This window comes from Lysobacter tyrosinilyticus (assembly GCF_054779815.1).
Genome location: NZ_BAAGXN010000001.1, coordinates 1,131,546 through 1,156,583, shown reverse-complemented (window position 1 = coordinate 1,156,583; position 25,038 = coordinate 1,131,546). Strand labels below are relative to the sequence as shown.

The following is a 25,038-nucleotide window of genomic DNA, read 5'->3' as shown; positions in this document are numbered from 1 at the left end:
TCAGTTCCCCTGCACTGCGTCGGAGGCGACCAGCGCCTTCACGATCTTGTCCATCGCGCTGCCGCGCGAGCCTTTGATCAGCACGCGCACGCCGCTGCGCAGTTCCGCGCGCAACGCGGCGATCAGCGTGTCGTGATCGGTGAATTCAAAGGCACCCTCGCCGAAGGCCTTCCCGGCCGCCGCGCTCAGTTCGCCCAGCGAGTACAGCCGCTTGATGCCGGCCGCCTTGGCGCGGCGCCCCATTTCGGCATGCATCTGCGCGGCATCGACGCCGAGTTCGCGCATGTCGCCCAGTACCAGCCAGCCCTCGCCACCGCGGCTTGCATCGGCCAACGTATCGATGGCGGCGGCCAGCGAGCCGGGATTGGCGTTGTAGCTGTCGTCGATCAGCACGGCGCCAATGCCCAGGCGATGCGCGATCAGGCGACCGGCGACCGGTTCGGCCGCATTGAGGCCTGCAGCGATGATTTCCAGCGTGACGTTCAGTCCCAGCGCGATCGAAGCCGCGGCGAGCGCATTGCGCACGTTGTGACGACCCGGCATCGCCAGGTCGATCGCGGCTTCACCCTGCGGCGCGACCAGCACGAAGCGCGAACCGCCGTCGGTCGGCACGATGCCGCGCGCGGTGACGTCCGCGCTGGATTCGAGACCGAAGCGGATCAGGCGATGACCGTGCGAGCGTTCGGCGAAGAACGGCGCGAAGGCTTCATCGGCGTTGATCACGGCGACGCCGTCCTGCGGCAGCGCGTCGTAGATCGCGCCCTTGGTATCGGCGACGCCGAGCAGACTGCCCATGCGTTCCAGATGCGCCGGCGCGATGTTGTTGACGATGGCCACATCCGGACGTGCCACATCAGTCAGATAGGCGATGTCGCCCGGCTTGCCTGCGCCCATCTCATAGATGGCGAACTGCGCGTCTTCCGGCGAGTCGAGCACCGCCAGCGGCAAGCCGATCTCGTTGTTGCGGTTGCCCGGATTGGCATAGGCGCGACCAGCGCGCGACAGGATCGACAGCAACAGCGTCTTCACGCTGGTCTTGCCGTTGCTGCCGGTGATGCCGATCACCTTCACGCCATTACGCTCGCGCTGCATGGCGGCGGCGAAGTCGGCCAGCGCGCGTTCGGTATCGGCGACAACCACTTGCGGCAGCGTGCCGTTGGCGGTCGATGCATCGACGACGCGCGCCACCAGCGCAGCAGCCACCCCATCCTGCGCCGCGGCCGCAACGTGGTCATGGCCGTCGAAGCGTTCGCCCTTCAGCGCGACGAACAGCGTGCGCCCACCGACCAGCAGCGCACGGGTATCGGTGACGATGGCATCGATGATCACGTCGTCGCCGTGCAGGCGGCCGCCGGTCATGCGTGCGATGTCGGAGAGGTGCAGGGGCTTCATGCGTGCGCCTCCAGTTCGTGTTTCGCGACTTGCGTGTCGTCGAAGGGGTACTGCACGCCGTTGATTTCCTGGTACGGCTCATGGCCCTTGCCGGCGATGAGCACGATGTCGTTGGGGCCGGCTTCGGCGACGGCGCGCGCGATGGCCTTGGCGCGGTCGCGCTGCACGATCACAGCGTCGGCACTGGCGAAGCCGGCGCGGATGTCGGCGACGATCTGGTCACCGTCCTCGGCGCGCGGGTTGTCGTCGGTGACGATCACCACATCGGCGTTGCTCTCGGCAATCGCCGCCATCTGCGGACGCTTGCCGCGATCGCGTTCACCGCCGCAACCGAAGACGCAGATCAGGCGCGCCTGCGCGTGAGCGCGCAGCGACTTCAACGCCTGCTCCAGCGCATCCGGGGTATGTGCGTAGTCGATGACCACCAGCGGCTTCACGCCGTCGCCGCCGAGGCGGTTCATGCGGCCATGGATCGGCTGCAGCTGCGACAGCGTCGCGGCGATCAGCGCCGGGGAATCGCCCAGCGCGTACAACGCGCCCGCCACCGCCAACAGGTTGTCGACATTGAAGCGACCCAGCAACGGCGAACGCACCGGGTGGACCTCATCGCCAACGATGAAATCGAAGGCGATACCGGCGCTGTCCAGGCGCAGCGCGTCGGCGCGCAGCATGGCATTACGGGCGCCACGCGAACTCAGACCGATCGGCTTCACCGTCGGCGGCAAGTCCGCATGCAGACGGCGACCGTATTCGTCGTCGAGGTTGATCGCGGCGGCCTGCAGGCCCGGCCACACGAACAGGCGCGCCTTGGCGGCGCCGTAGGTGTCCATGTCGCCGTGGTAATCGAGGTGGTCGCGGGTGAGATTGGTGAATACGGCGACATCGAAATGCACGCCATCCACACGCCCCTGATCGAGCGCGTGCGAACTGACTTCCATCGCCACTGCCTGTGCACCGGCGTCATGCAGCTGCGCGAGCAGGTCGTGCAGCTTGAGCACCAGTGGCGTGGTGAAGCCAGTCGGCGTGACCTGCCCGTACAAGCCCGCACCGAGCGTGCCGATCGTGCCGCAGCGCGTACCGCGCAACGTCCACGCCTGCGCCAGCAGCTGCACACTGGAAGTCTTGCCGTTGGTACCGGTGACGCCAACCATCGTCATCGCGTCGGTGACGCTGTCATGGAAGCGATCGGCCAGGTCGCCCAGGCGCGCGCGCAGGTTCGGTACGGCGATCGCATCCGCCGGTGCGGGCAGATCGGCCGGCGCCGGAGCTTCGAACAGGATTGCGCTCGCCCCAGCCGCACGCGCCTGGTCGACGAACTTCAGACCGTGCGCACCAAACCCCGCGATCGCGACGAAAGCATGGCCCGGCTTCACCTCGCGGCTGTCCATGACCAGACCGTTGATGCGCAGATCGCCGGGGATGCCGGCGACGTCGGGAAGCAGTTCGCGCAGGAGCATGTCGCGGCTCATCGCGTGCCTCCTGCGGTGGGTACGTCGACCGGATCGGGCAGCGTCGCTTCGGCGAGTGCCGCCGCGGAGGCGTCGGGCAATACCGGCCCTTCTTCGCCCCGCAACTCGTTAGCGCGTTGCGCCTTGTTCTGCGCCGCCATCCAGGTATCGATGTCGTCCGGCGGCACGTCCATCAGGCGCAGCGCGCCGTCCATGACGTTGCGGAACACCGGGGCGGATACGAGGCCACCGAAGTAGCCACGCTCCGGATCCGGATCGTTGATGACGATGACCATCGAAAAGCGCGGGTTCTGCACCGGCACCACACCGGCGAAGTACGACAGGTAGCGGCGCGTGTAACCGCCGGTTTCGCTGAACTTGCGCGCGGTGCCGGTCTTGCCGGCGACGTGATAACCGAGGATGGCTGCCTGCGTGGCGGTACCGCCGGTTTCGGTCACCGTCTGCATCATCTTCATCACTTCACGCGCGATCTGCGGGTCGAGCACCTGCTTGGGCTCGTGACGCTCGCCCTTCACGAAGGTCGGCGTGATCAGCTTGCCGCCGTTGCCCAGCGAGGCGTAAACCATCGCGATCTGCAGCGGCGTGGCCGACATGCCGTAGCCGTAGGACATCGTTGCCTTGGTGGTGCCGCTCCAGCGCGCAGGCGCTGCGAGCACACCGGACGATTCGCCAGGGAAGCCGCTGCCGGGCTTCTGGCCATAACCGAACTGGCGCACGAAGTCGTAGAAATACTGATCGTTCATCCGCGCGGCTAGCTTGGCCGCGCCGATGTTCGAACTCTTGGTGATGATGCCGGTGACGGTCTGCACACCGTAGTTGTTGTGATCGCGCACGGTGTACTTGCGATCGAGCGCCATCCAGCCCGGATTGAGGTCGATGCGCGTGTCCGGCGTGACGATGCGCGCGTTGAGCGCGGCCGCGACGGTGATCGGCTTCATCGTCGAACCCGGCTCGAATACGTCCGTCACCGCGCGGTTGCGGTGCGTGTCCATGGTGCCCATGGCTGCGGCGTTGGGGTTGAAGCTGGGCAGGTTCACCATCGCCAGCACTTCGCCCGTGGCGATATCGAGGATCACCGCCGAGCCACTGCTCGCACCAGTCTTCTGCAGCTGGTTGCGCAGTTCGCGATAGGCCAGGAATTGGATGCGGCGGTCGATCGTCAGGGTGAGATCCTGTCCCGGCACGGCCGGCTCGATCAGGTCGACGCTCTCGACGATGCGGCCCTGGCCGTCGCGGATCACGCGCTTGGAACCGGGTTCGCCGCTGAGGATGTGATCGAACGACAGCTCCAGTCCTTCCTGTCCGCGATCGTCCACATTCGTGAAGCCGAGCACGTGCGCCATCGCTTCACCCTGCGGGTAGAAACGACGGAATTCGCGCTGCGAGAACACGCCCGGAATGTTGTGCGCGAGGATGCGGCGCGCCTGTTCGGGGCTGATGCGACGCTTGAGGTACAGGAATTCCTTGGTCGAACGCTGACTGAGCTTGCGCGTGAGCACATCGGCCGGCACACCCAGCGCGGCCGCCAGCTCCGGAATCTTTGCCGGATTCTCCAGCAGCTCTTTCGGATTGCCCCACACCGACTCAACCGGCGTCGAAACCGCCAGCGGCTCGCCGTTGCGGTCGGTAATCATGCCGCGTGAGGTCGGGATGGGAATTTCCCGCAGCGAACGCGCCTGTCCCTGCTGCAGGTAGAAGGCGTTGTTCACCACCTGCACGTCGAAGGCGCGCACGACCAGCGCCAGGGAACCCAGGCCGAGCACGCCGGCGACGATGATCAGACGCTTGCGCAGATCCAGACCGTTGCCGCGACGGACGCGCGCCCCGCCCGTCGCCGATTGCGCGGCGAGTCGGGCGCGCAGCGCGTCGACAACCCTGCCGACGAAATTCTGGCGGTTGCGGTCGTTGCGGGCGCTCATGGACGGATCACCACGGTTTCGGCGCCTTCGGGAAACTTCATGCCAAGCCGGTCGCGCGCTACCTGATCGATGCGGTTGCTTTCGGCCCAGGTCGCCTGCTCCAGCTGCAGACGGCCGAATTCGATATTGAGCTCATCACGCTCTTTTTCCAGCCGGTTGAACTGCACGAACAGCTGTCGATGCTCGTGACGGGCATGGACGATCGCGAGCGCCGTGGCCACATTGGCCACCACCAGCACGGTGAGCAGGAGGCGCCAGGTCATGCGACCTCCGGGAGCTTTTCCGCCACCCGCAGCACGGCGCTGCGGGCGCGCGGATTGGCCGCGGTTTCGGTCTCGTCGGCCTTCTGCGCGTCACCAATCATCTTCAGCGTCGGCGTGAAGGCGATTTCCACCGGCATGCGGCGATTGGCCGGCGGTGCCTTGGCGTGACGGTTAATGAATTGCTTGACGATGCGGTCTTCCAGCGAGTGGAAGCTGATCACGGCGAGGCGGCCGCCGGGCTTGAGGCGCGCGAAAGCGGCGTCGAGGCCGGCTTCGAGGTCGGCCAGCTCACGGTTGATGAAGATGCGGATCGCCTGGAAGCTGCGGGTCGCCGGATGGATCTTCTGGTCACCGCGCGGCACGACCGACGCGATCAGGTCGGCCAGCTGGGCGGTGCGGGTGAGCGGCGTCTCTACGCGACGCGCAACGATAGCCCGGGCAATGCGGCGGCTCTGGCGCTCCTCGCCGTAGGTCCACAGCACGTCCGCGATGACCTTGTCGGAGGCGTGCGCCAGCCATTGCGCGGCGCTCTCGCCCGAATCCGGGTCCATACGCATATCGAGGGGACCGTCCTTGCCGAAGCTGAAGCCGCGTTCGGCGACGTCCAGTTGCGGCGAGGACACGCCCAGATCGAGCAGCACGCCGTCAAGGCCGCCGGCGGTGGCTTCCCACTGCGCAAGCTGGGCGAAGCTGCCGCGGAAGATCGCCACACGCGCATCCGCGCCGAACTCGCGTTCGGCAACGGCGATCGCTTCGGGATCCTTATCCATGACCAGCAGCCGGCCTCCGGCGCCCAGTTGTTGCAACACGCCGCGCGCGTGCCCGCCGCGCCCGAACGTGCCGTCCAGGTAGGTTCCTTCCGCTTTGACCTGCAGGGCTTCCAGGCACTGCCGGTACATCACGGGAAGGTGGCCGGACGCCGCTTCGCGTCCGCTGCCACCCGCCGTCATAGCTGCAGCTCGAGCAGCTCGTCGCTCAGATCCTCGTCGGACACCGTCTGACGGATCTGTGCGTGGTGCGCCTGCTCGCTCCACAGTTCGAACTTGTCGCCCATGCCCAGCAGCACTGCCTTCTTCTCGATGCCCACGGCCGCGCGATGGCTGGCGGGGATGCTGACGCGGCCATTGCCGTCGAGTTCGACGAATTCCGCCGCGCCAACCAGCTTGAGCTGCATCGCCCGATTGACCTTCTTGGCCTTCGGCAAGGCGTTGACCTGGTCGCGCACGCGCTCCCACACCGCCATCGGGTACAGCCAGAGGGAACCGGATTCGAAGGGGTTGTAGGTGATGACCAGGCGGTTGCCGCATTCGCGCGCGACGAGGTCACGGTAGGCGGTGGGCACCGCCAGCCGGCCCTTGTCGTCGATCGTGATGGCGGTTTCGCCTTGGAACATTCGCCTGCCTTGCCACGTTTTCCGCCTCTACCGGGCGGCTTTGGGGTCACCTTCGCCGGAAAAACCACGAAAAACCCGGTTTTCCCTCTGTTGCCCACCTTAGCAGGGCCCCAAGGCTTGTCAACGCTTTTGTGGAGGCAAATTCACTTTGCGTATCAATGGCTTGCAGCGAACTTCAGAGTCTTGATCAACAGTTTCACCCTAAGCTTTGTTTCGTCTCATTTTTTGAGACTGAACGGCGAAACCGAAAGGGAATCGGGCATCGGCTGGAACGCACCGCCGTTCTTGCTGCGTCGCAGCAAATAGCACGGCAAGGCCGGCCGCCATCCCAGACGCCCCGGCGCTGCCACCGCCGATTAACGCCGACGCGCCTAGGCTGCCCCGGGCACAGACCGGAGATGCCAATGAACGCCCTGCACCGCACTGCCCTGCTGGCCGCGCTGTTGACGGCCATCACCGGCTGCACCTCGCACACCAATGAAATGCCCGCGAGCCCCGCCCCGACCGCCGATGCCGTCGAGATGGATCGGATCAAGGCCGAAAGCGCCGAGCAGGCAAAAAATCTCGCCAACTTCGACGACCTCGACTTCAACGTCTACAGCAACCAGAAGTGGGACGAACTGTCGAAGAGCCACGCGCCCGACATCGTCGTGCACTGGCCTGACGGCCGCATCACGACCGGCATCGAGCCGCACATCGCCGATCTCAAGCAGCAGTTCGTGTTCGCGCCCGACACGAAGATCAAGACGCATCCCATCAAGATCGCCCAGGACAACTACACGGCAGTCACGGGCGTGATGGAGGGCACCTTCAGCCAGCCGATGCCGACACCCGACGGCAGGAGCATTCCGCCGACCAACAAGCCGTTCAAGCTCGAAATGGTCACCATCGGCCGCTGGGAGAATGGCGTGATGAAGGAAGAGTGGCTGTTCTGGGACAACCAGGCCTTCATGAAGCAGATCGGGCTGGCGAAATAGTCGCCAACATCGCAAAGAGCAAAAGCTTTACCCCTCCCCGGCCCTCCCCTTCGCTGCGCGAAAGGGAGGGAGAAGAGCAAAGCGCAATCGCCCGCGGCCCTTCTGGTGCAAAGCCCCCTTTGTAAGGGGGCGCGGCGAAGCTGCGGGGATTGGAAGTGCTTAGCGGGACCCGCGGTTTTCCGTTTGCGACGCTTCATCGCAAACGAAAAACCGTGGGCCGCCCTTTCATCGCGGAGCGATGAAAGGGCGGAGTCGGCCTATAAGCCGGGTTCTGTCGTGGACAGTCATTCCTCTAGGCGCATCGTCACCGATACGCTCAAGCAACCTACCCGGAGACACCGCGGGCCGCGGCATTGCCTCCCTATTTGGTCTTGCTCCCGGTGGGGTTTGCCGTGCCGGTCCGTTACCGGACTCGCGGTGCGCTCTTACCGCACCATTTCACCCTTGCCTGATCTCCGAAGAGCCATCGGCGGTATCTTTCTGTTGCACTTTCCGTCGACTCGCGCCGCCCAGGCGTTACCTGGCACCGTGCCCTGTGGAGCCCGGACTTTCCTCGGCATTCTTTCGAATGACGCGACTGCCCGGCCGACTCCGCCGTCGGCAATTCTACGGGAATCGACCGGCGCCGACCTGAGGCGCCATTCATTCGGCCGTTTTGTAGAGCGGAGCTAGCTCCGCTGCTGTTGCTATTGCGTGTCTTGGCGCAAAGTGCGATCCGGTCAGGTCCGGGGCCTACAGAGCCAAGGCAGCGGAGCAAGCTCCGCTCTACAAGGCCTTAGTCCTGGCCGCCGTAGAGCGCCTTGCGCGGCGCGCCACTGAGCTCGGCAGCGAGCTTCGCCGCCTGCGACGGCTTCAGGTACTCGCTGAGCTTTGCGTACAGGCGCTGCCCTTCGACAATCTTCGCGTCAGCGTTCTCGCCGGCACCTTCCACGATCACCACGAATTCGCCCTTGCGCTGGTCGGCATCGGTGGTCACGCGCGCGCGCAGCACCGACAGCGGTCCATCGAGCACGGTTTCGAACAATTTGGTGAGCTCGCGCGCGATCACTCCACGGCGCTCGCCGCCGAACACGGCCGCCATGTCCTCTAGCGTTTCCTCGATGCGATGCGCGGACTCGTAGAACATCAACGTGCGCGCCTCCCCCCTCAGCTTGGATAGCCGCTCGCGCCGCGCCGATGCCTTGGCAGGCAGGAAGCCCTCGAAGACGAAGCGGTCGCTCGGCAGGCCCGCCACGCTCAGCGCCGCGATCGCCGCGCAGGCGCCGGGTACGGGCGACACACGCACGCCGGCGGCACGGGCCGCACTGACCAGCCGGAAGCCGGGATCGCTGACCAAGGGCGTTCCGGCATCGGAGACCAGCGCCAGCGACTCGCCGGCTCGCAGGCGAGCCACCAGTTGGGCGGCCTGCGCATCTTCGTTGTGTTGATGCAGCGCGATCAGCGGCCGCTCCAGCCCGAAATGGGATAGCAACTGGCGGGTATGACGGGTGTCTTCGGCGCAGATCGCGGCGACGTTGCGCAGCGTGTCAAGCGCACGGGGTGAAAGATCGCCGAGATTGCCGATTGGCGTGGCGACAATGTGAAGGGTGCCGGGAGTTTGCATCTGGGGGAAATCGACAGGACGGTTAGAATCCTACCCGGTCCCCCAAGGAATACCGCGCCGATGAGCCTGTCGAAGCTTTCGCCCGCCCGCCTGCGGTCTGCCGCCTGGATACTCGGCGCCACGCTGCTGCTGATGCAGGCTGGCTGCGCGACCGTGCAGACCACTGGTGGCGTGGCCACCGGCCACGGCCCGCGCACCGAAGCCATGGTGCAGGCGGAAACGCTGGCCAAGCAAGCCGTCACGCAAGGCGGCGCCGACCGCGTGCAGACCGACAAGCAGATCGACACGCTGCTCGCCTCGCTCGACAACGCCACGCTGCAGCGCGAAGCCGCGAGCCTGGGCGCCGGCAATCCGCTCTACAACTACGCCGGCCGCGCGCTGTTGCGCCGTGGCTTGCCGCTGCCGCGCCCCTTCGACCGCGCCGCCTGGAAGTTCGCTGCCGGCAATCGCCCGCCGGCGGAAAGCGACGGCTACCGCCCGCCGGTGAAGCTGGCGGTCCTGCTGCCGTTGTCGGGCAACCTTGCCACAGCCGCGGCGCCGGTGCGCGATGGCTTCCTCACCGGTTACTACGGCGAAACGCGCCGGCGTCCTGAAATCGCGTTCTACGACACCTCCACGGGCGCGGCTGCGGCCTATGACCGTGCGGTGACCGAGGGCAACGACTTCGTTGTCGGTCCGCTCGGCCGCGACGAGGTCAATGTCCTGTTCAATCGCGGCACGCTGCCGGTGCCGCTGCTCGCACTCAACCGTGCGCAAGTACCGCCGCCGGTCGGCAATGCGAGCTTCTCCCTGTCGCCGGAAGACGAAGGCATTGCCGCAGCAGAATTGCTGCTCGAACGCGGTGCGCGGCGCGTGCTCGTAGTGAGCGCGGAAGACGACACGCAACGTCGAGCCGTGAATGCCTTGCGCGAACGCCTGGCCGAACGCGGCGGAGCGGTCACCGACGTGGTGAACGAGAGTGTCGCCGACTTCGCACCCTTCGCCGCCAAGCAGGGCGGTGTCGACGCGATCTTCCTCGCGGTCAAGGGCAGCATCGCCCGTCAGCTGATGCCGCGCCTCGCGCTGGCCGGCCTCGCCGGCAAGCCGCGCGTGGCGACTTCGCAACTGCTCTCGGGCACCGGCAAGGTGGAGGAAGCCCGCGTCCTCGACGGCATTGCCTTCCCGAGCGAGAGCTGGACCACGCGCGGCGTGCGCGGCCTGCCGCCGCCGTCCACCGCCGCAGAGATGCTGCCCAATGCGAAGGGCCCGGCCGCGCGCCTGTTCGCGTTCGGCTACGACGCGTGGCTGATCACGGCATACCTGGAACATCTCGCGACTTCGGCCGACGGCATCAACGGCGCCACCGGCATCCTGCGCATCGACGGCTTCGGCAACGTGCAGCGCACACCGGCGTGGTCGACTTTCCAGGGCGGCGTCGCGGTGCCGCTCGCGGATGCTTCACGACACTGATCGCCTCATCTCACGGCTTATGGACAAGCCAGCCCTGGATCGCCGCGCCATCGGCGCGACGATCGAAGCCGCCGCCCGCGCGCACCTGATCCGCGCAGGTCTGCGCGAAGTCGCCGCGAACGCGAACTACCGCCTCGGCGAACTCGACCTGGTCATGCTCGACGGCGCCGGTGCCCTGGCGACCCTGGTGTTCGTCGAAGTGCGCTATCGCCGCAGCGCCCGCTTCGGCGGTGGTGCTGCCTCGATCGATGCAGCCAAGCGTCGCAAGATCGTGCATGCCGCGCAGGCCTTCCTGGCTTCTCACCCGCGCCTGGCCAACCTGGCCTGTCGCTTCGATGTCGTGGAGGCGGAAGGCGACCCGAATCTGCCGCGGCTGCACTGGCTGCGCGATGCGTTTCGCGCCGATGACTGTTGAGCCATGCCGACCGTTCTGACTCACGCGATCGTCCCGCTGGCTTTGGGAGCGGCTCTCGGCAAGCGCACGATTCCACGACGCCTGCTGATCGCCGGAGCGATGGCCGCCATGCTGCCGGACTTCGATGTGGTCGCGTTCAAGTTCGGTATCGCCTATGCCGATGATTTCGGGCATCGCGGCGCGAGCCATTCGCTGTTGTTCGCGGTGTGCGTCGGCCTGCTCGGCGCCTTCGGTGCGGGGGCACTGCAATGCAAGCGCACGCTGGCCGGATGCTGGCTGTTTGCATGCACCGCTTCGCATCCGTTGCTGGATGCGTTGACCAACGGCGGCCTGGGCGTCGCCCTGATGTGGCCGTGGTCGGATGCGCGACTGTTCGCGCCCTGGCGGCCGATTGCGGTTTCGCCGATCGGCGCCGGCTTCTTCAGTGGGCGCGGAATCGCCGTGCTGGCTTCCGAATTTTGCTGGGTATGGCTGCCCACGCTGGGACTGTCCCTGACTATCGGCGTGGTGCGCGCAGGAAGGCCTCGCGCCTCGTGATGTTCGCCAGGAGGGACTGTCCATACCGCGCCATAATGCAGGCATGAGCCACCTGCCTGCCGCGCTGGAATACGAACTCTCTGCGCTATTGGGCGCTGGGCATGGCTGGCTCACCGATCCCGGCGAGCGTCTCGCCTACGCCTACGACAATTCACGTCGCGAAGCATTGCCCGACGCGGTCGCGCTGCCGACCACACGTGAGCAGGTGCAGCAATTGGTGCGCGCCTGCTTCGAACATCGCGTCCCGGTGATCGCGCGCGGACGTGGCACCAATACCACCGGTGCGTCGGTCCCAGTGCGGGGTGGCGTGGTGGTTTCGTTTGAACGCATGAATCGCATCCTCGAGATACGCCCTGGTGACCGCTGCGCCGTGGTCGAACCGGGCGTGCTCAATGGCGAGCTGCAGGCCGCACTGCAATCCCATGGCCTGTTCTGGCCGCCGGATCCCACCAGCGCGGCTTTCAGCACGGTGGGTGGCAATCTCGCCTGCAACGCTGGTGGACCGCGCGCGGTGAAATACGGTGCAAGCCGCGACAACGTGCTTGCGTTGACCGCTGTCACCGGCACCGGCGAACTCATTCATTGCGGTACCGCGACGACCAAGGGTGCGACCGGCTACGACCTGCAACGCCTGTTGGTGGGCAGTGAAGGCACCCTCGCCCTGATCGTCGATGCCACGTTGCGGCTCACGCCACTGCCGCCGCAGCGGCGCGTGGTGCGCGCGCTGTACCGCGATGTCGCCGCCGCCGCGCAGGCCGTCGCGCGCCTGATGGCGCAAGCGGTCACGCCGTCGATGCTGGAGTTCATGGATGGCGATTGCGTGCGCCTGGCGCGCGACGTCGGTGGTGCCGAGTTGCCGCCCGACGCCGGTGCACTGCTGATGATCGAAGCCGATGGCGATGCGCACACCTTGCCGCACGCTGTCGAGGCGTTGATGCGTGCGGCCGACGGCGACGGCCTGGTCTCGCTGGACGATGCCGCCGACGATGCGACGCGCGAAAAGCTGTGGAGTGCACGCAAGGCGCTATCCCCTGCCCTGCGCACGCTGGCTCCCGGCAAGATCAACGAAGACGTGGTCGTGCCGGTTTCGTGCATCCCGCAACTCGTCGACGGCGTACGCGGGCTCACTGTCGAATTCGATCTTCCGATCGTCTGCTTCGGCCATGCCGGCAACGGCAACCTGCACGTCAACATCCTGTTCGATCCGGGCGATGCCGTACAAAGCCAGCGCGCCCACGCCGCCCTTGCCCGGGTCTTCGCGCTCACCTTGTCGCTGGGCGGCACGCTGTCGGGCGAACACGGCATCGGGCTGGCCAAGCGCGACTTCATGCCGCAGGCCATTGATCCGGCGACGCTGAATCTGATGCGGCACATCAAGGCGGTATTCGACCCGGCCGGCATCCTGAATCCCGACAAGCTGCTGCCGCGCCGCGACCAAAGTTAGGCCACGGCTCCATCGAGGCCGCCGCAGCGGCTGACCATGGCAAACCACCCGCTTGATCGCCCGTCCACGACCCAATCACCTGAACTAAACAGCCCCACTCCGCCCCAATCCGCAGAAATCCACCCCGCCACAACGGTATCCTGCGCGCCTCGCTTCCACGCATCCCGCCCAAGCCCGATGTCCGCCCGTCCGCTCGCCCTGCTCGCCGCCTTCTCGCTCACTCTCCTCGCAGCCTGCGCCAGCGGCGGCGACACGCGTCCCACCGTGGTGGAACCCACTCCGGTCCCCAAGCCGATCCAGGTGAAGCCAATCCGCATCGGCATCGCGCTCGGCGGCGGCGCAGCCAAGGGCTTCGCGCACATTGGCGTGATCAAGATGCTCGAAGCCAACGGCATCCAGATCGACGTGGTTTCCGGCACCAGCGCCGGTAGCGTGGTCGGCTCGCTGTATGCCAGCGGCATGGATGCATTCCAGATGCAGAAGACGGCGTTCGGCCTGGACGAAACGCAAATCCGCGACGTCAGCCTGTTCTCCGGCGGAGTGGTGAAGGGCCAGAAGCTGCAGGATTACGTCAACCAGCTCGTCGCCAATCGTCCGATCGAGCGCATGAAGAAGCCGTTCGCCGTGGTGTCCACGCAACTGGAAACCGGCGAACGCACCGTCTTCATCCGCGGCAACACCGGTCAGGCCGTGCGTGCATCGAGCAGCATCCCCGGCGTGTTCGAACCGGTGGTGATCGGCCAGAAGCATTACGTCGACGGCGGCGTGGTCAGCCCCGTGCCGGTCGATGCCGCACGCCAGCTCGGCGCCGATTACGTCATCGCCGTCGACATCTCGTCCAAGGCCAACGGCAAGAATCCGGGCAGCCTGCTTGGCACGGTGAACCAGTCGATCACGATCATGGGTCAGAAGCTCGGCCAGCAAGAGCTGGCACGCGCGAACGTCGTGATCCGTCCGAGCGTCAACGACATCGGCGCCGCCGATTTCGAACAGCGCAACAATGCGATCCTCGAAGGCGAACGCGCCGCGCTGGCGGTGATGCCGCAGATCAAGGCGCAGCTGGCGAAGCTGCGTGCCGACCGCATCGCCGCGGCGACGCCGCCCGCGCCGGTGAAGCAGCCGGAGCCGTGCAAGCCAGGCCCTCTGGGTGGCCTGTTCGGCAAGAAGTGCGACGAGGCTGTGACGGATTCGAAGTAAGCGCTGCTCTAGCGGCAACTCATGCGAAGTGGACGAAGCCCGTGCTGGGCGCGCTCCATTCGCTCCCGTCAGTCTGCAACGCGCGAGTGCCGTTGCCTGCGATGATGCGGCCCACGCGCGTGACGGGCGTTGCCGTTTCCGTCGCGAGTCCTTCGATAGTTGTCCGCGCCGACGTCGGCGCGGTGAAGCACAGTTCGTAGTCGTCGCCGCCCGTCGCCTGGATGGCCTGGCGTCGCGCGACTTCGAATGCCGCGCTCAATTCCGCTGAAGCCGGCAGCGCGTCGAGTTCGACTTCGCTGCCCACGCCACTCGCCGCGCAGACATGCTGCAGATCCGCGAGCAGGCCATCGGAAATGTCGACGCAGGCATGCGCAATCCCGACGAGTCGGGAAGCCAGTGCCAAACGGGGATCCGGCCTGTCCAAACGCGCCCGCAACTCCGGTTGGACAACGGCGCCGGCGCGCCATTGCGCCAACGCGCCGGCGGCATCGCCGATCGTTCCGCTCACCCACACGTCGTCTCCTACGCGCGCGCCACTGCGGCGCAATGCGCAGCCAGGCGCAACGAAGCCATGCACGGTCACGCTCACCGAGAGCGGACCGCGGGTGGTGTCGCCGCCGATCAGGGCTACGCGATGCTGTCCGGCAAGCTCGAGGAATCCATCGAGGAAGGCATCCACCCACCCCGCATCGCCGCTCGGCAGCGACAGCGACAAGGTGCACCACGCGGGCTCCGCACCCATCGATGCTAGATCGGACAGATTCACGGCCAGCGCCTTCCAGCCGATATCGGCAGGCGCGGTGTTGTCGGGAAAATGGATGCCGCGATTGATGGTGTCGGCGGCAATCACCAGCTGGCGGTCGGCCGGAACCTGCACGATCGCCGCGTCGTCGCCTATGCCGAGTACGACATCGTGGCGCGTCACGGCGCGGCGACGGATGCGCTCGATCAGGTCGAATTCCGCTGCGCCCTGGGGACTCTCAACCACGACGCGCTCCAACGCGCCGCGGCGCGTGATGAATACCGATGCACATCGGACGGAGATCAGGGTTCACTGCGCCTCCGTAATGCTTTTCCTTCATCGAGCGAGCCGGAGCCGAAGCTCCGATTACTTCCTGGCCGACTGCACTTCCACCGAACGCCATTGCGCCGCGGCATGATCGAGCACGCCGTTGACGTAGGTGTGGCCGTGTTCGGCACCGAAACGCTTGGAGGTTTCGATCGCCTCATTGATCACTACGCGGTACGGCACGTCGCGACGCTGGCGCAGTTCGTAGGCGGCGATGCGCAGCACCGCGCGTTCGATCGGATCGACCTGTTCGATGTCGCGATCGAGGAACGGCGCGAGCGCGGTATCGAGTTCGTCGCAGTGCTTGTCGACGCCGTTCACCAGGTCCTCGAAGTATTCGAGGTCGGCGACTTCGTGGGCCTGTTCGTGGGCGAACTGCGCGATCACTTCGCGCGCGCTGGCGCCCGACATCTGCCAGGCATACACGGCCTGCAGCGCGCGACGACGCGCGCGCGAACGGGCGACGGGGTCGATGCCATCGGAACGGCGACGATTCATGCGATTTGCTCCAGCAGTTGCGCCATTTCCAGCGCGACTAGCGCGCACTCTTCGCCCTTGTTGCCATGGCTGCCGCCGGCGCGGGCCTGCGCATCCTCGAAGCGGTCGACCGCGAGCACGCCATTGGCCACCGGCACGCCGTGGTCGAGCGCCACGCGCATCAGGCCATCGGAACAACCGTCGGCGACCTGCTCGTAATGGCGGGTATCGCCGCGCACCACGCAGCCCAGCGCGACGATGGCGGCATGCGAACCCTGCTTCGCGAGCCGCGCGGCCGCGAGCGGCAGCTCCCACGCGCCCGGCACGCGGATCACGTCGACGGCCTCTTCGGCCACGCCGTGATCGGCGAAGGTACGGCGCGCGCCGGCGACCAGCGTATCGGTGATGCGCGGGTTCCAGCGGCTGGCAATGATCGCGAAGCGGGCGCCGGGGGCGGCGCGCATATCGCCTTCGTAATGGGACATGGACGATGGTCTCGTGGGGGCGCGCAGTTTACCGCGCCGGGGGTGAGGTCTGGTCCGTGCCGGGTTTATTCGGCGCGTGCCTGGATCGCCGTGCCGGGCAAGCCCGGCACCTACGGGTCGATCTGGACGTACTCGACCACCTCCAGGCCGAAGCCAGCCAGGCCGATCTGCTTGCGCGGCGTACCCAGCACGCGCAGCTTGCCCAGGCCCAGATCGGCGAGGATCTGCCCGCCCGCGCCATTGCGGCGCCATTCGGCCAGGGCATGACCGCGGCTCGGACGCTGGCTCGGCTCCGCGTGGTCGGCATCGTGCGCGCGCACGCGTGCCAGTAGCGCATTGGCGTCGGCGTGGTCGCCGAGCAGTACCAGCGCACCGCGGCCTTCACGCGCGATCGCGGCCAGGACATCGCCGACGGCGGGACCGAAATCGGCCCGGCGCCAGTGCAACGCGTCGGCCAATGGGTTCTGCACGTGCACGCGCACCAGCGTCGGCTTATCCGCGTCGACTTCGCCACGCACCATCGCGAAATGCAGTGCGTGACTGAGGCGATCGCGGTAGCTCACCAGGCGGAAGGCGCCATGTTCGGTCTCGATCTCGCGTTCGTCGACGCGCTCGATGGTGTGTTCGGTGGCGAGGCGGTAGCGGATCAGGTCTTCGATCGAGCCCATCTTCAACCCGTGTTCGCGGGCGAAGACTTCCAGCTCGGGACGGCGCGCCATCGAGCCGTCGGGATTGAGGATCTCCACCAGCACGCCGGTGGGCTCCATGCCGGCGAGCAAGGCGAGATCGCTCGCCGCTTCGGTGTGGCCGGCGCGGTTGAGCACACCACCGGGCTGCGCCATCAGCGGGAAGATGTGGCCGGGCTGGCTCAGATCGGCCGCGCTCGCATCCGGACGCACCGCGGTGCGCACGGTATGCGCGCGGTCGTAGGCGGAGATCCCGGTGGTCACGCCTTCGGCCGCTTCGATCGAGACGGTGAAGTTGGTGTGATGCGGCGACGTGTTGTCGCGCACCATCGGCGGCAGGCCGAGCTGGCGGCAACGCTCGCGCGTCAGCGACAGGCAGACCAGCCCGCGCGCGTGCGTGACCATGAAGTTGATGTCCTGCGGGCGCACCAGTTCAGCGGCCATGATCAGGTCGCCTTCGTTCTCGCGGTCCTCGTCATCGACGATGACGACCATGCGGCCGGCGCGGATTTCTTCGAGCAGTTCGGGGATGGGGGAAAAGGACATGGTTTTATGCCTCGGCGTCATTTCTTGCTCGTCGCCCCGGCGCACGCCGGGGTCCAGCGGTTGCCCTTGCACGTTGAGGTCAAAGGCTGGATCCCGGCGTACGCCGGGATGACGAAGTGGTTGTTCAGTTGTTGTCGCTACGACCTGTCAGCAATCGCTCGACGTAACGCGCGACCAGATCAATTTCGAGATTTACCGCGTCGCCCACCTTCGTCTGCGCGAAGGCGGTGTGCGACACGGTGTGCGGAATCAGCGCGACCTCGAAGCCCTCGGCATCGACTTCGTTGACGGTCAGACTGACGCCGTCGACACAGATCGAACCCTTCTTCGCGATATAGCGCAGCAGCGCGGTGGGTGCGGCGAAACGCCAGCGCTGCGCGCGTGCATCCTCTGCGATCGAGAGCACACGACCGACGCCGTCGACGTGACCGCTGACCAGGTGACCGCCGAGACGATCGGTGGGACGCATCGCGCGTTCGAGGTTCACTGCCGCACCGACCTGCAGGCGGCCGAGCGTGGTGAGCGACAGGGTTTCGTTGGACGCATCGGCAGCGAACGCGATCGCGTCGAATTCGATCACGGTGAGACAGACGCCGTTTACAGCGATGCTTTCGCCGAGCTGCACCGCCTCGAACGGCAAGGTGCCGACTTCGACGCGCAGCCGCACGTCGCCGCCGCGCGACTCGAGCATCGCAATGCGGCCGACGCCTTCAATGATGCCGGTGAACATCAGCGCACCTCCGGCACGGAGGCGGTGACCAGGTGGAACTGGAGCTTGGACATGTGAACGTTTCCCGCGAAATAGCTGGCGAAAAACGCCCCAAGGCATGAGGCACACGCACGGCAGCGGATGCCATGCGGAAGCCGTCTTCTTTCATCCGGACTATGACCGTCGGCTCCGGCATTCGACCGGATCTGCTGACCCTCCGATGCTCTGGAGGCGCTCGCGGGCTCGTGCGCTCGGCCCATCGGGCCTCATCGCACCTACCGCCGGTGGGGAATTGCACCCCGCCCTGAAGACGTTACGAGTTGTGAGTGCCGGCGGACCGGCGGCGCGCATTCTAACACCGCGCCGCGGGGAGCCCCGACCACCTCGCTGCCGAACGCGCCGCCGCGCGCCGAGTCAGTCCGCGTGCGGGCGCTTTTCACCGGAAAGGCGAGCCTCAGACGCGAAGCGCTGATCTCGGCCCCTTCAGACCTACGGCGTCCTTCGCAGGTGCAGGAACAACGGCCAGCGGATCGTGCGCACATCGTCCGCTTCGCCCCATGCCTGGGTAAGCGCGGGCGCATGCCGAGACACGGGATCCTCACCGAGGTCGGCACGGCAACGGGCCACCGCCGACATGCTCGACAGATACCGCAGGAAATGCGGCAGCGACCACTCCGCCTCCAGCCACAACGCCGGCGCCGGCTGGGCCGGGAATGGCCATTCGAGGCCGGCGTAGTGCGCGTCGATCAGGGCGCGTTCCGGCGGCCAGTACGGTTCAATCAACGCGCGGAAGTCCTCGACTGCCTCGACCATGCCCTCGGGCGCGATGAAATCGCCGTAACCCCACGCGGCCAGCAGGCCGCCACGAACCAGCACGCGCTCGCATTCGGCGAAGAAGGCCGCGCGATCGAACCAGTGCAGCGCCTGCGCGACCGCCACCAACTCCACGCTGCCATCGGGCAACGTCGTGCGCTCACCGGGTTCCACCGCGACGCTGACATTGCGGGCGCCGGCCTGCGCCCAATGCTGGGCGATCTGCTGCGCACTCGGATCGGTCGCGTACACGTGCGGGAAGCGTGCGGCCAGGCCGCGCGTGGCCTGGCCGCTGCCGCAACCGGGTTCCCAGACGCGTGCCTCACGCGGCACGTGCGTCGCGATCAGATCGAACAGCTCGTCCGGATATTCGGGACGGGCGGCGGCGTAGGCATCCGCCACGCCGGAGAAATGGTCCTTGAAGCTCATGAGCGCATTCCTAGGCCATCACACAAACAACATCGTTACCACGACTTCGTCATCCAGGCGAACGTCGGAGGCGCTTTACAGCAGCCGAAGGCTGATCATCCAGCCTTTGATTCTCATTGGAAGCAACAGCAACTGCTGGATCCCGGCGTTCGCCGGGATGACGAGCAAAAGCACCTGCTCCGCGACGTTTCATCGGTTCTTTCGCCTTTCACGCGCACAACCGCCCCGGGGCCTGTTTCCGTCGCGCCGGCTTAGCCTTCGGTGCTCGGCTGCAACAGCAAGCGCACGTCATCACCAATCCGCCGCGACTCGACGATGCGCATGTGCAGCCGCTGCGTCATCTCGTCGATGTGCAGGCCATCGAACAGCGGCCTTGCACGATCCCCCAGCAAAACAGGCGCGACATACAGCAGGATTTCGTCGACCAGTCCTGCGGCGAGGAACGCACCGGCCAACGTCGCACCGGCCTCGACCTGCACTTCGTTGATGTTGCGCGCCGCCAACAGCTGCAGCACGGCGGCGAGATCGAAACGACCCTCATGCACCGGCGCAGGCGCAGTCTGCGCATCGATGCCACGCGGCGGCTTCGCGTCGGGCGCATGGATGTAGAGCGTGGGCGCATCGCCCTCTCGCACGTGTCCGCGCGCGACGGTGGCCAGACCCGGATCGAGCACCACGCGTAGCGGCGGCTCGAACGGGGTGCCGTCTTCGAAGCGCACGGTCAGACTGGGATCGTCCATCAACACCGTGCCCGCGCCAGTCAGGATCGCGCCAGCACGCGCGCGCCAACGATGCACGTCGAGGCGCGACGCCTCGCCGCTGATCCACTTCGATTCACCGCTGGCCAATGCGCTGCGTCCGTCGAGACTGGTCGCCAGCTTCACCCGCAGCCACGGCCGGCCGCGCTCGATGCGCGACAGCCAGCCGCGATTGAGTGTGCGCGCCTGTGCTTCCATCAAACCGATTTCCACCGCGATGCCAGCGGCCTGCAGCTTCTCGAAACCGACACCGTCGACCTGCGGGAACGGATCGCGCATCGCCGCGACCACGCGCGACACACCTGCGGCGATCAACGCGTCGGCGCACGGACCGGTCTTGCCGACATGCGCGCACGGTTCCAGCGTGACGTAGGCGGTGGCGCCCTTCGCACGCTCACCGGCGGCGCGCAACGCGAGGACTTCCGCATGCGGTTCGCCGGCCTTGGCATGGAAGCCTTCGCCGACGACGTCCTCGCCATGCGCGATGACGCAGCCGACCATGGGATTGGGACGAGTGGTGTAGGCGCCTCGTTCGGCCAGGCGCAGGGCGCGGGCCATCATCAGGTGATCGGTAGCACTGAACATCGGGTCACTCATGCGGTTTGCTCAGCACATAACGGCCGCGCTCGGCGCCCTCTTCCCACGGCCACGCGGGAACGAGATCGGCGCCGTCGACGCGCAGTTGCATGCGCTTGAATTCGGTTTCGGGATATTGCGGCGGAAACTGGAAGTGCTCGGGCGACAGCACGACGTTGCCGCCTTCGTAACTCCAGCTCCCGTCGGCGGTGAGATCGAGCGCGCCGTAGCTGAAATACCACTGGAAATGCCCGCGTTCGTCGAGCTGCAGCTCCGAGCCGGTTTCCATGATGCCTTCGAGGTAATAGTGACCGGCGAGTTTCTGCTCGACTTTCACGACCACCGCTTCAGGCTTGCGCAGCTTGCCCGCCTGCGCCGACATCGCCACCGACAGCGTCAGCGCGAAGGCGACGAAACCGGCGCGAAGGGCATTCACCGTTTGCGGCTCTTGGTCGGCGGCGGTTCGTCTTCGATCAGCGCCAGCTGGCCTTCGGTTGCATTGTCGTGTTCCAGCCGGTCCAGGACTTCGCGGAAATCGGCGACGTCCTCGAAGGCGCGATACACCGACGCGAACCGCACGTAAGCCACGTGGTCGAGCTTGCGCAGTTCCGCCATCACGTATTCACCGACGCGGCGCGAATCCAGTTCGCGCTCGGCGGTCATGCGCAGATGGTGGACCACGGCGCGCACGGCGGCTTCGATCTGCTCTTCCGCCACCGGCCGCTTCTGCAGCGCACGGTCGAAGCCGGCCCGCAGCTTGCGTGCGTCGAACGCCTCGCGGCGACCGTCGCTCTTGATGATCAGCGGCAGCTTCAGCTCGATGGTTTCCAGCGTGCTGAAGCGCTCGCCACAGGCCTCGCAGACCCGGCGCCGACGGATCGTGGCGCCGTCGTCGGAAACGCGCGAGTCGATCACGCGGGTGTCGATGTGCTGGCAAAAGGGGCAATGCATGTGTCTAGGGTGGCCTCGGCTTCACGCGGGATCAAGCACGACTTCCAAAAGCAGACTCCCCGCACGCGGCGGGGAGTCGTTTCACATCAACCGTAGACCGGGAACTGCTGGCACTGCTTGGTCACGTTCTCGCGCACGCCGGCGATGACCTTGTCGTCGTTCGGGTTGTCGAGCACGTCGCAGATCCACTCGGCCAGCGCAACGCAATCGGCTTCCTTGTAACCGCGGGTGGTGACGGCCGGAGTGCCGATGCGCAGGCCCGAAGTCACGAACGGCTTCTGCGGATCGTTCGGCACGGCGTTCTTGTTCACCGTGATGTGGGCCTTGCCCAGCGCTTCTTCGGCGGCCTTGCCGGTGATGCCCTTGCCGATCATGTCGACCAGCATCAGGTGGTTCTGCGTACCGCCCGACACGATCTTGTAGCCGCGCGAAATGATGGTCTTGGCCATCGCCTGCGCGTTCTTCACGACCTGCTGCTGGTAGGCGGTGAATTCGGGCTCCAGTGCTTCCTTGAAGGCGACAGCCTTGGCCGCAATCACGTGCATCAGCGGACCGCCCTGGATGCCCGGGAACACGATCGACTGCAGCTTCTTTTCGATCTCGGCATCGGCCTTGGCGACGATGATGCCGCCGCGCGGACCGCGCAGGGTCTTGTGCGTGGTCGAGGTGACGACGTGCGCGTGCGGGACCGGGTTCGGATACACGCCGGCGGCGATCAGGCCGGCGACGTGGGCCATGTCGACGAACAGGTAGGCGCCGACCTTGTCGGCGATGGCGCGGAAGCGCGCCCAGTCGATCACCTGCGAATACGCCGAGAAGCCGGCAACGACCATCTTCGGCTTGTGTTCAACGGCCAGGCGCTCGACTTCGTCGTAATCGATCAGGCCCTGATCGTTGACGCCGTATTGGATGGCGTTGAGCAGCTTGCCGGAGATATTGACCTTGGCACCGTGGGTCAGATGGCCGCCGTGGGCCAGCGACATGCCGAGGATGGTGTCGCCCGGATTGAGCAGCGCGAAGTACACGGCCTGGTTGGCCTGCGAACCCGAATGCGGCTGCACGTTGGCGTAGTCGGCGCCGAACAGCTGCTTGCAACGGTCGATCGCGAGCTGCTCGGCGATGTCGACGTATTCGCAACCGCCGTAGTAGCGCTTGCCCGGATAGCCTTCGGCGTACTTGTTGGTGAGCTTGCTGCCCTGCGCTTCCATCACGCGCGGGCTGGCGTAGTTTTCCGACGCGATCAGCTCGACGTGGTCTTCCTGGCGGCGGTTCTCGTTGGCGATGGCCTGGGCGAGTTCGGGGTCAAAACCTTCGATACGGGCGTCACGCGGGAACATCGGTACTCCGGCAGGTGGGGTGTGGGGAGGGAAGCGGCAAGTTTACCGGGCATTGCGGCCGCGCCCTCATTCCAAAAACGGGAGGGCGGCTCGAACCCGGCGCCAGGGCTTCACAGGGATTGCAGGAAGGCCTCGAGCAGCGCGCCCCGGTACTTGCGCCGGTGCAGCAGCAGCGACAGCTTGCGGCGCAGGAACGGCCGCAGGAACGGCGCGCGCAGCACCGCTAGACGGCCTGCGGTGAGGGCTTCGCCGACCGCCACCTCCGGCAGCACCGCGATACCCAGCCCAGCCGCCACGGCCTGCTTGATCGCCTCGGTCTGGCTCAGTTCCAGCCGGCTGCGCGGCGGCGGCAGCTGGGCCAGGACCTGTTCGCTCAGCGCGCGCGTCGCCGAGCCGGGCTCGCGCAGCACCCAGCGCGCGTCGCGGAAATCCTCCGGCTGCAGGCTGCGGCGCTTGGCCAGCGGATGTCCGGGCGGCGCGCATACCACCAGCGCATCGTCGCGCCACGGCTGCACCTGCAGTTCTGGATGGATCACCGGCCCTTCCACGCAGCCGACATCCAGTGCGTGATCGAGCACACCCTGCGCGATGGCCTCGGTATTGGCGACCTGCAGGCGGATGGCGACCTGCGGCTGGTCTCGCACGAAGGCCCCCAGCAACTCGCCGACCCGGTAGTTACCCACCGTGTTGCTGGTGCCAATGCGCAGCTCGCCGGCGAGCACCGCCCCGCGATCGGTGGCGGCGCGGGCGAATTCGGCGTGGCGTTCCAGCAATTCCTGTGCGAGCGGCAGCAGTTCACGGCCGCGCGGATTGAGGCGCAAGCCGCCGCGCACCCGGTCGAAGACCTTCGCGCCCAACAGGCGCTCCATCTCCGCCAGGGCCATGCTGGCGGCGGGCTGGGTCAGGTGCAGGCGCGCGGCCGCGCCACTCAGGCTACCGCTGGCGGCGGCATGGACGAAGACCTCGAGCTGGCGTGGACTGACGTTGAGCATCAAATAACTTTATCGCATACATAAATAATCGAAAGTTTATTTGATCCTTGCTGCCGCGCAGACTGCGCCGCCATGCAGCAAGCAGCAATTTCGCCCCGCGCCCTCCCCGCCCCGAGCGCAGCCTCGCGCTGGCCCGGCCTGACCCTGGTTCTCGCCCTGGCGATCCTCGCCTGGTTGGCGGGCCGGGCCCTGCCGCTGCTCGGTGGCGCCGTGTGCGGTATCGCGCTGGGGGTGCTGGTGCGCACGCGCTGGACGCCGCACGCGCGACACAAGCAGGGCATCGCCTTCGCCACCCGCACGCTGCTGCAGTGGAGCATCGTGCTGCTCGGCTTCGGCATGGACCTGGGCGTGATCGCCCGCACCGGCCTGGCCTCGCTGCCGGTCACGCTGCTGACGCTCTCGGTTGCCTTCGCCACGGCCTGGTGGCTGGGCCGCGTGCTGCGCGTGCCGGCCCGACTCGGCCTGCTGGTGGGCGTGGGCACGGCGATCTGCGGCGGTTCGGCCATCGCCGCGACCTCACCGATCGTGCAGCCCGACGAGCACGAAACGGCTTACGCACTGACCACGATCTTCCTGTTCAACCTCGTCGCCGTGCTGCTGTTCCCGCTGCTGGGCCATGCCCTGCATCTGAGCGATGCCGGCTTCGGCACCTGGGCCGGCACGGCCATCAACGACACCTCCTCGGTCGTCGCCGCCGGCTATGCCTACAGCCGCGAAGCCGGCGACGTGGCCACCGTGGTCAAGCTCACGCGCGCCACGCTGATCATTCCGGTGTGCCTGATCCTCGCTGCCGCCGTGGCCTGGCGCGCGAACCGCAGTGGTGCCGGACGTGTGGACCTGCACCGCGTGGTGCCGTGGTTCGTGCTGTGGTTCCTCGGCGCCTCCGCCGTGCGCAGCGCCGGTCTGGTACCGACGGCCGCGTTGCCGCTGCTGCACGGCGCGGCTGGCTTCCTGATGGTGATGGCGCTGACCGCCGTCGGCCTGTCCGCCGACCTCAAGCGCATGGCCGCCACTGGAATACGCCCGATCCTGCTGGGTCTGGGCGTCTGGCTGGCGGTGGCGACCAGCAGCCTGCTGGTGCAGACGCTGCTGGCCCAGACCTGAGCGCCGCGCGCAGCCGCTATAATTCCGCGATCCCGTTTCTCCCCGGCC

Annotated in this window: 24 protein-coding genes, 1 other RNA gene, 1 pseudogene and 1 riboswitch; of the genes and pseudogenes, 7 read left to right on the top strand and 19 right to left on the bottom strand. The window is 66.7% G+C overall.

Annotated features, from left to right (window positions below):
* The 6 genes from ACYVGK_RS04945 to mraZ are packed head-to-tail and all read right to left on the bottom strand — an operon-like array spanning position 1 to position 6,436.
* Positions 1–1,392 (bottom strand): UDP-N-acetylmuramoyl-tripeptide--D-alanyl-D-alanine ligase, encoded by a 1,392-nt coding sequence (locus ACYVGK_RS04945; RefSeq protein ID WP_460732119.1) that lies wholly within the window; start codon positions 1,390–1,392, stop codon positions 1–3.
* The gene (locus ACYVGK_RS04940; RefSeq protein ID WP_460732118.1) at positions 1,389–2,861 is read right to left on the bottom strand and encodes a UDP-N-acetylmuramoyl-L-alanyl-D-glutamate--2,6-diaminopimelate ligase; all 1,473 of its coding nucleotides are present in this window, start codon (positions 2,859–2,861) and stop codon (positions 1,389–1,391) included. The genes ACYVGK_RS04945 and ACYVGK_RS04940 overlap by 4 nt, the downstream gene beginning before the upstream one ends.
* Positions 2,858–4,780, bottom strand: a complete 1,923-nt coding sequence (locus tag ACYVGK_RS04935) for a peptidoglycan D,D-transpeptidase FtsI family protein (RefSeq protein ID WP_460732117.1) — start codon at positions 4,778–4,780, stop codon at positions 2,858–2,860. Before ACYVGK_RS04935 ends, ACYVGK_RS04940 begins: the two co-directional genes overlap by 4 nt.
* A complete protein-coding gene (ftsL, locus tag ACYVGK_RS04930) occupies positions 4,777–5,043 on the bottom strand; it encodes a cell division protein FtsL (protein WP_460732116.1) in 267 nt (88 codons plus the stop codon). Before ftsL ends, ACYVGK_RS04935 begins: the two co-directional genes overlap by 4 nt.
* Positions 5,040–5,993 carry a 16S rRNA (cytosine(1402)-N(4))-methyltransferase RsmH gene (gene rsmH, locus ACYVGK_RS04925; RefSeq protein WP_460732115.1) on the bottom strand — a complete coding sequence of 318 codons (954 nt, stop codon included), beginning with the start codon at positions 5,991–5,993 and terminating at the stop codon, positions 5,040–5,042. The genes ftsL and rsmH overlap by 4 nt, the downstream gene beginning before the upstream one ends.
* The gene (gene mraZ / locus ACYVGK_RS04920) at positions 5,990–6,436 is read right to left on the bottom strand and encodes a division/cell wall cluster transcriptional repressor MraZ (RefSeq protein ID WP_460732113.1); all 447 of its coding nucleotides are present in this window, start codon (positions 6,434–6,436) and stop codon (positions 5,990–5,992) included. The genes rsmH and mraZ overlap by 4 nt, the downstream gene beginning before the upstream one ends.
* A gap of 404 nt (positions 6,437–6,840) precedes the next feature.
* On the opposite strand from mraZ, the gene ACYVGK_RS04915 reads away from it, so the two are divergent.
* Positions 6,841–7,413 (top strand): ester cyclase, encoded by a 573-nt coding sequence (locus ACYVGK_RS04915; protein ID WP_460732112.1) that lies wholly within the window; start codon positions 6,841–6,843, stop codon positions 7,411–7,413.
* 244 nt (positions 7,414–7,657) lie between these two features.
* Here the strand turns inward: ACYVGK_RS04915 and rnpB are convergent.
* Positions 7,658–8,006: RNase P RNA component class A (rnpB, locus tag ACYVGK_RS04910), an RNA gene on the bottom strand.
* 182 nt (positions 8,007–8,188) lie between these two features.
* Positions 8,189–9,016: a 16S rRNA (cytidine(1402)-2'-O)-methyltransferase gene (gene rsmI / locus ACYVGK_RS04905; protein ID WP_460732111.1), complete on the bottom strand. Its 828-nt coding sequence runs from the start codon at positions 9,014–9,016 to the stop codon at positions 8,189–8,191.
* 249 nt (positions 9,017–9,265) lie between these two features.
* On the opposite strand from rsmI, the pseudogene ACYVGK_RS04900 reads away from it, so the two are divergent.
* The 5 genes and pseudogenes from ACYVGK_RS04900 to ACYVGK_RS04880 form a co-directional block, all read left to right on the top strand.
* A pseudogene (locus tag ACYVGK_RS04900) lies at positions 9,266–10,465 on the top strand (penicillin-binding protein activator); the annotation flags it as partial.
* 19 nt (positions 10,466–10,484) lie between these two features.
* Positions 10,485–10,880 (top strand): YraN family protein, encoded by a 396-nt coding sequence (locus ACYVGK_RS04895; protein WP_460732110.1) that lies wholly within the window; start codon positions 10,485–10,487, stop codon positions 10,878–10,880.
* A gap of 3 nt (positions 10,881–10,883) precedes the next feature.
* The gene (locus tag ACYVGK_RS04890) at positions 10,884–11,417 is read left to right on the top strand and encodes a metal-dependent hydrolase (RefSeq protein WP_460732109.1); all 534 of its coding nucleotides are present in this window, start codon (positions 10,884–10,886) and stop codon (positions 11,415–11,417) included.
* Positions 11,418–11,460: 43 nt separating this feature from the next.
* Positions 11,461–12,861, top strand: a complete 1,401-nt coding sequence (locus ACYVGK_RS04885) for an FAD-binding oxidoreductase (protein WP_460732107.1) — start codon at positions 11,461–11,463, stop codon at positions 12,859–12,861.
* Between the two features lie 177 nt (positions 12,862–13,038).
* Positions 13,039–14,058, top strand: a complete 1,020-nt coding sequence (locus ACYVGK_RS04880; protein ID WP_460732105.1) for a patatin-like phospholipase family protein — start codon at positions 13,039–13,041, stop codon at positions 14,056–14,058.
* 19 nt (positions 14,059–14,077) lie between these two features.
* Here the strand turns inward: ACYVGK_RS04880 and thiL are convergent, their stop codons facing one another.
* The 11 genes from thiL to ACYVGK_RS04825 form a co-directional block, all read right to left on the bottom strand.
* Positions 14,078–15,046, bottom strand: a complete 969-nt coding sequence (thiL, locus tag ACYVGK_RS04875) for a thiamine-phosphate kinase (RefSeq protein WP_460732104.1) — start codon at positions 15,044–15,046, stop codon at positions 14,078–14,080.
* 120 nt (positions 15,047–15,166) lie between these two features.
* Positions 15,167–15,625, bottom strand: coding sequence for a transcription antitermination factor NusB (gene nusB, locus ACYVGK_RS04870; RefSeq protein ID WP_460732103.1), 459 nt, complete (start codon positions 15,623–15,625; stop codon positions 15,167–15,169).
* A complete protein-coding gene (ribH, locus tag ACYVGK_RS04865; protein WP_460732102.1) occupies positions 15,622–16,089 on the bottom strand; it encodes a 6,7-dimethyl-8-ribityllumazine synthase in 468 nt (155 codons plus the stop codon). Before ribH ends, nusB begins: the two co-directional genes overlap by 4 nt.
* Before the next feature lie 110 nt (positions 16,090–16,199).
* Entirely contained in the window at positions 16,200–17,321 is a 1,122-nt protein-coding gene (gene ribB / locus ACYVGK_RS04860) for a 3,4-dihydroxy-2-butanone-4-phosphate synthase (RefSeq protein ID WP_460732101.1), read from the bottom strand.
* A 124-nt stretch (positions 17,322–17,445) separates the two neighbouring features.
* On the bottom strand, positions 17,446–18,051 hold the full coding sequence (locus ACYVGK_RS04855; protein ID WP_460732100.1) for a riboflavin synthase: 606 nt from the start codon (positions 18,049–18,051) through the stop codon (positions 17,446–17,448).
* A 132-nt stretch (positions 18,052–18,183) separates the two neighbouring features.
* Positions 18,184–18,346: riboswitch (FMN riboswitch) on the bottom strand.
* A 173-nt stretch (positions 18,347–18,519) separates the two neighbouring features.
* The gene (locus ACYVGK_RS04850) at positions 18,520–19,272 is read right to left on the bottom strand and encodes a class I SAM-dependent methyltransferase (RefSeq protein ID WP_460732099.1); all 753 of its coding nucleotides are present in this window, start codon (positions 19,270–19,272) and stop codon (positions 18,520–18,522) included.
* 251 nt (positions 19,273–19,523) lie between these two features.
* Positions 19,524–20,627 carry a bifunctional diaminohydroxyphosphoribosylaminopyrimidine deaminase/5-amino-6-(5-phosphoribosylamino)uracil reductase RibD gene (ribD, locus tag ACYVGK_RS04845; RefSeq protein WP_460732098.1) on the bottom strand — a complete coding sequence of 368 codons (1,104 nt, stop codon included), beginning with the start codon at positions 20,625–20,627 and terminating at the stop codon, positions 19,524–19,526.
* Positions 20,620–21,042, bottom strand: coding sequence for a hypothetical protein (locus ACYVGK_RS04840; protein WP_460732097.1), 423 nt, complete (start codon positions 21,040–21,042; stop codon positions 20,620–20,622). The genes ribD and ACYVGK_RS04840 overlap by 8 nt, the downstream gene beginning before the upstream one ends.
* Positions 21,039–21,557: a transcriptional regulator NrdR gene (nrdR, locus tag ACYVGK_RS04835; RefSeq protein ID WP_460732096.1), complete on the bottom strand. Its 519-nt coding sequence runs from the start codon at positions 21,555–21,557 to the stop codon at positions 21,039–21,041. Before nrdR ends, ACYVGK_RS04840 begins: the two co-directional genes overlap by 4 nt.
* 86 nt (positions 21,558–21,643) lie before the next feature.
* Positions 21,644–22,894: a serine hydroxymethyltransferase gene (gene glyA / locus ACYVGK_RS04830; protein ID WP_460732095.1), complete on the bottom strand. Its 1,251-nt coding sequence runs from the start codon at positions 22,892–22,894 to the stop codon at positions 21,644–21,646.
* Between the two features lie 110 nt (positions 22,895–23,004).
* On the bottom strand, positions 23,005–23,886 hold the full coding sequence (locus ACYVGK_RS04825; protein ID WP_460732094.1) for a LysR family transcriptional regulator: 882 nt from the start codon (positions 23,884–23,886) through the stop codon (positions 23,005–23,007).
* A gap of 72 nt (positions 23,887–23,958) precedes the next feature.
* On the opposite strand from ACYVGK_RS04825, the gene ACYVGK_RS04820 reads away from it, so the two are divergent.
* Positions 23,959–24,990: a YeiH family protein gene (locus tag ACYVGK_RS04820; RefSeq protein WP_460732093.1), complete on the top strand. Its 1,032-nt coding sequence runs from the start codon at positions 23,959–23,961 to the stop codon at positions 24,988–24,990.
* The last annotated feature ends 48 nt before the right edge of the window (positions 24,991–25,038 follow it).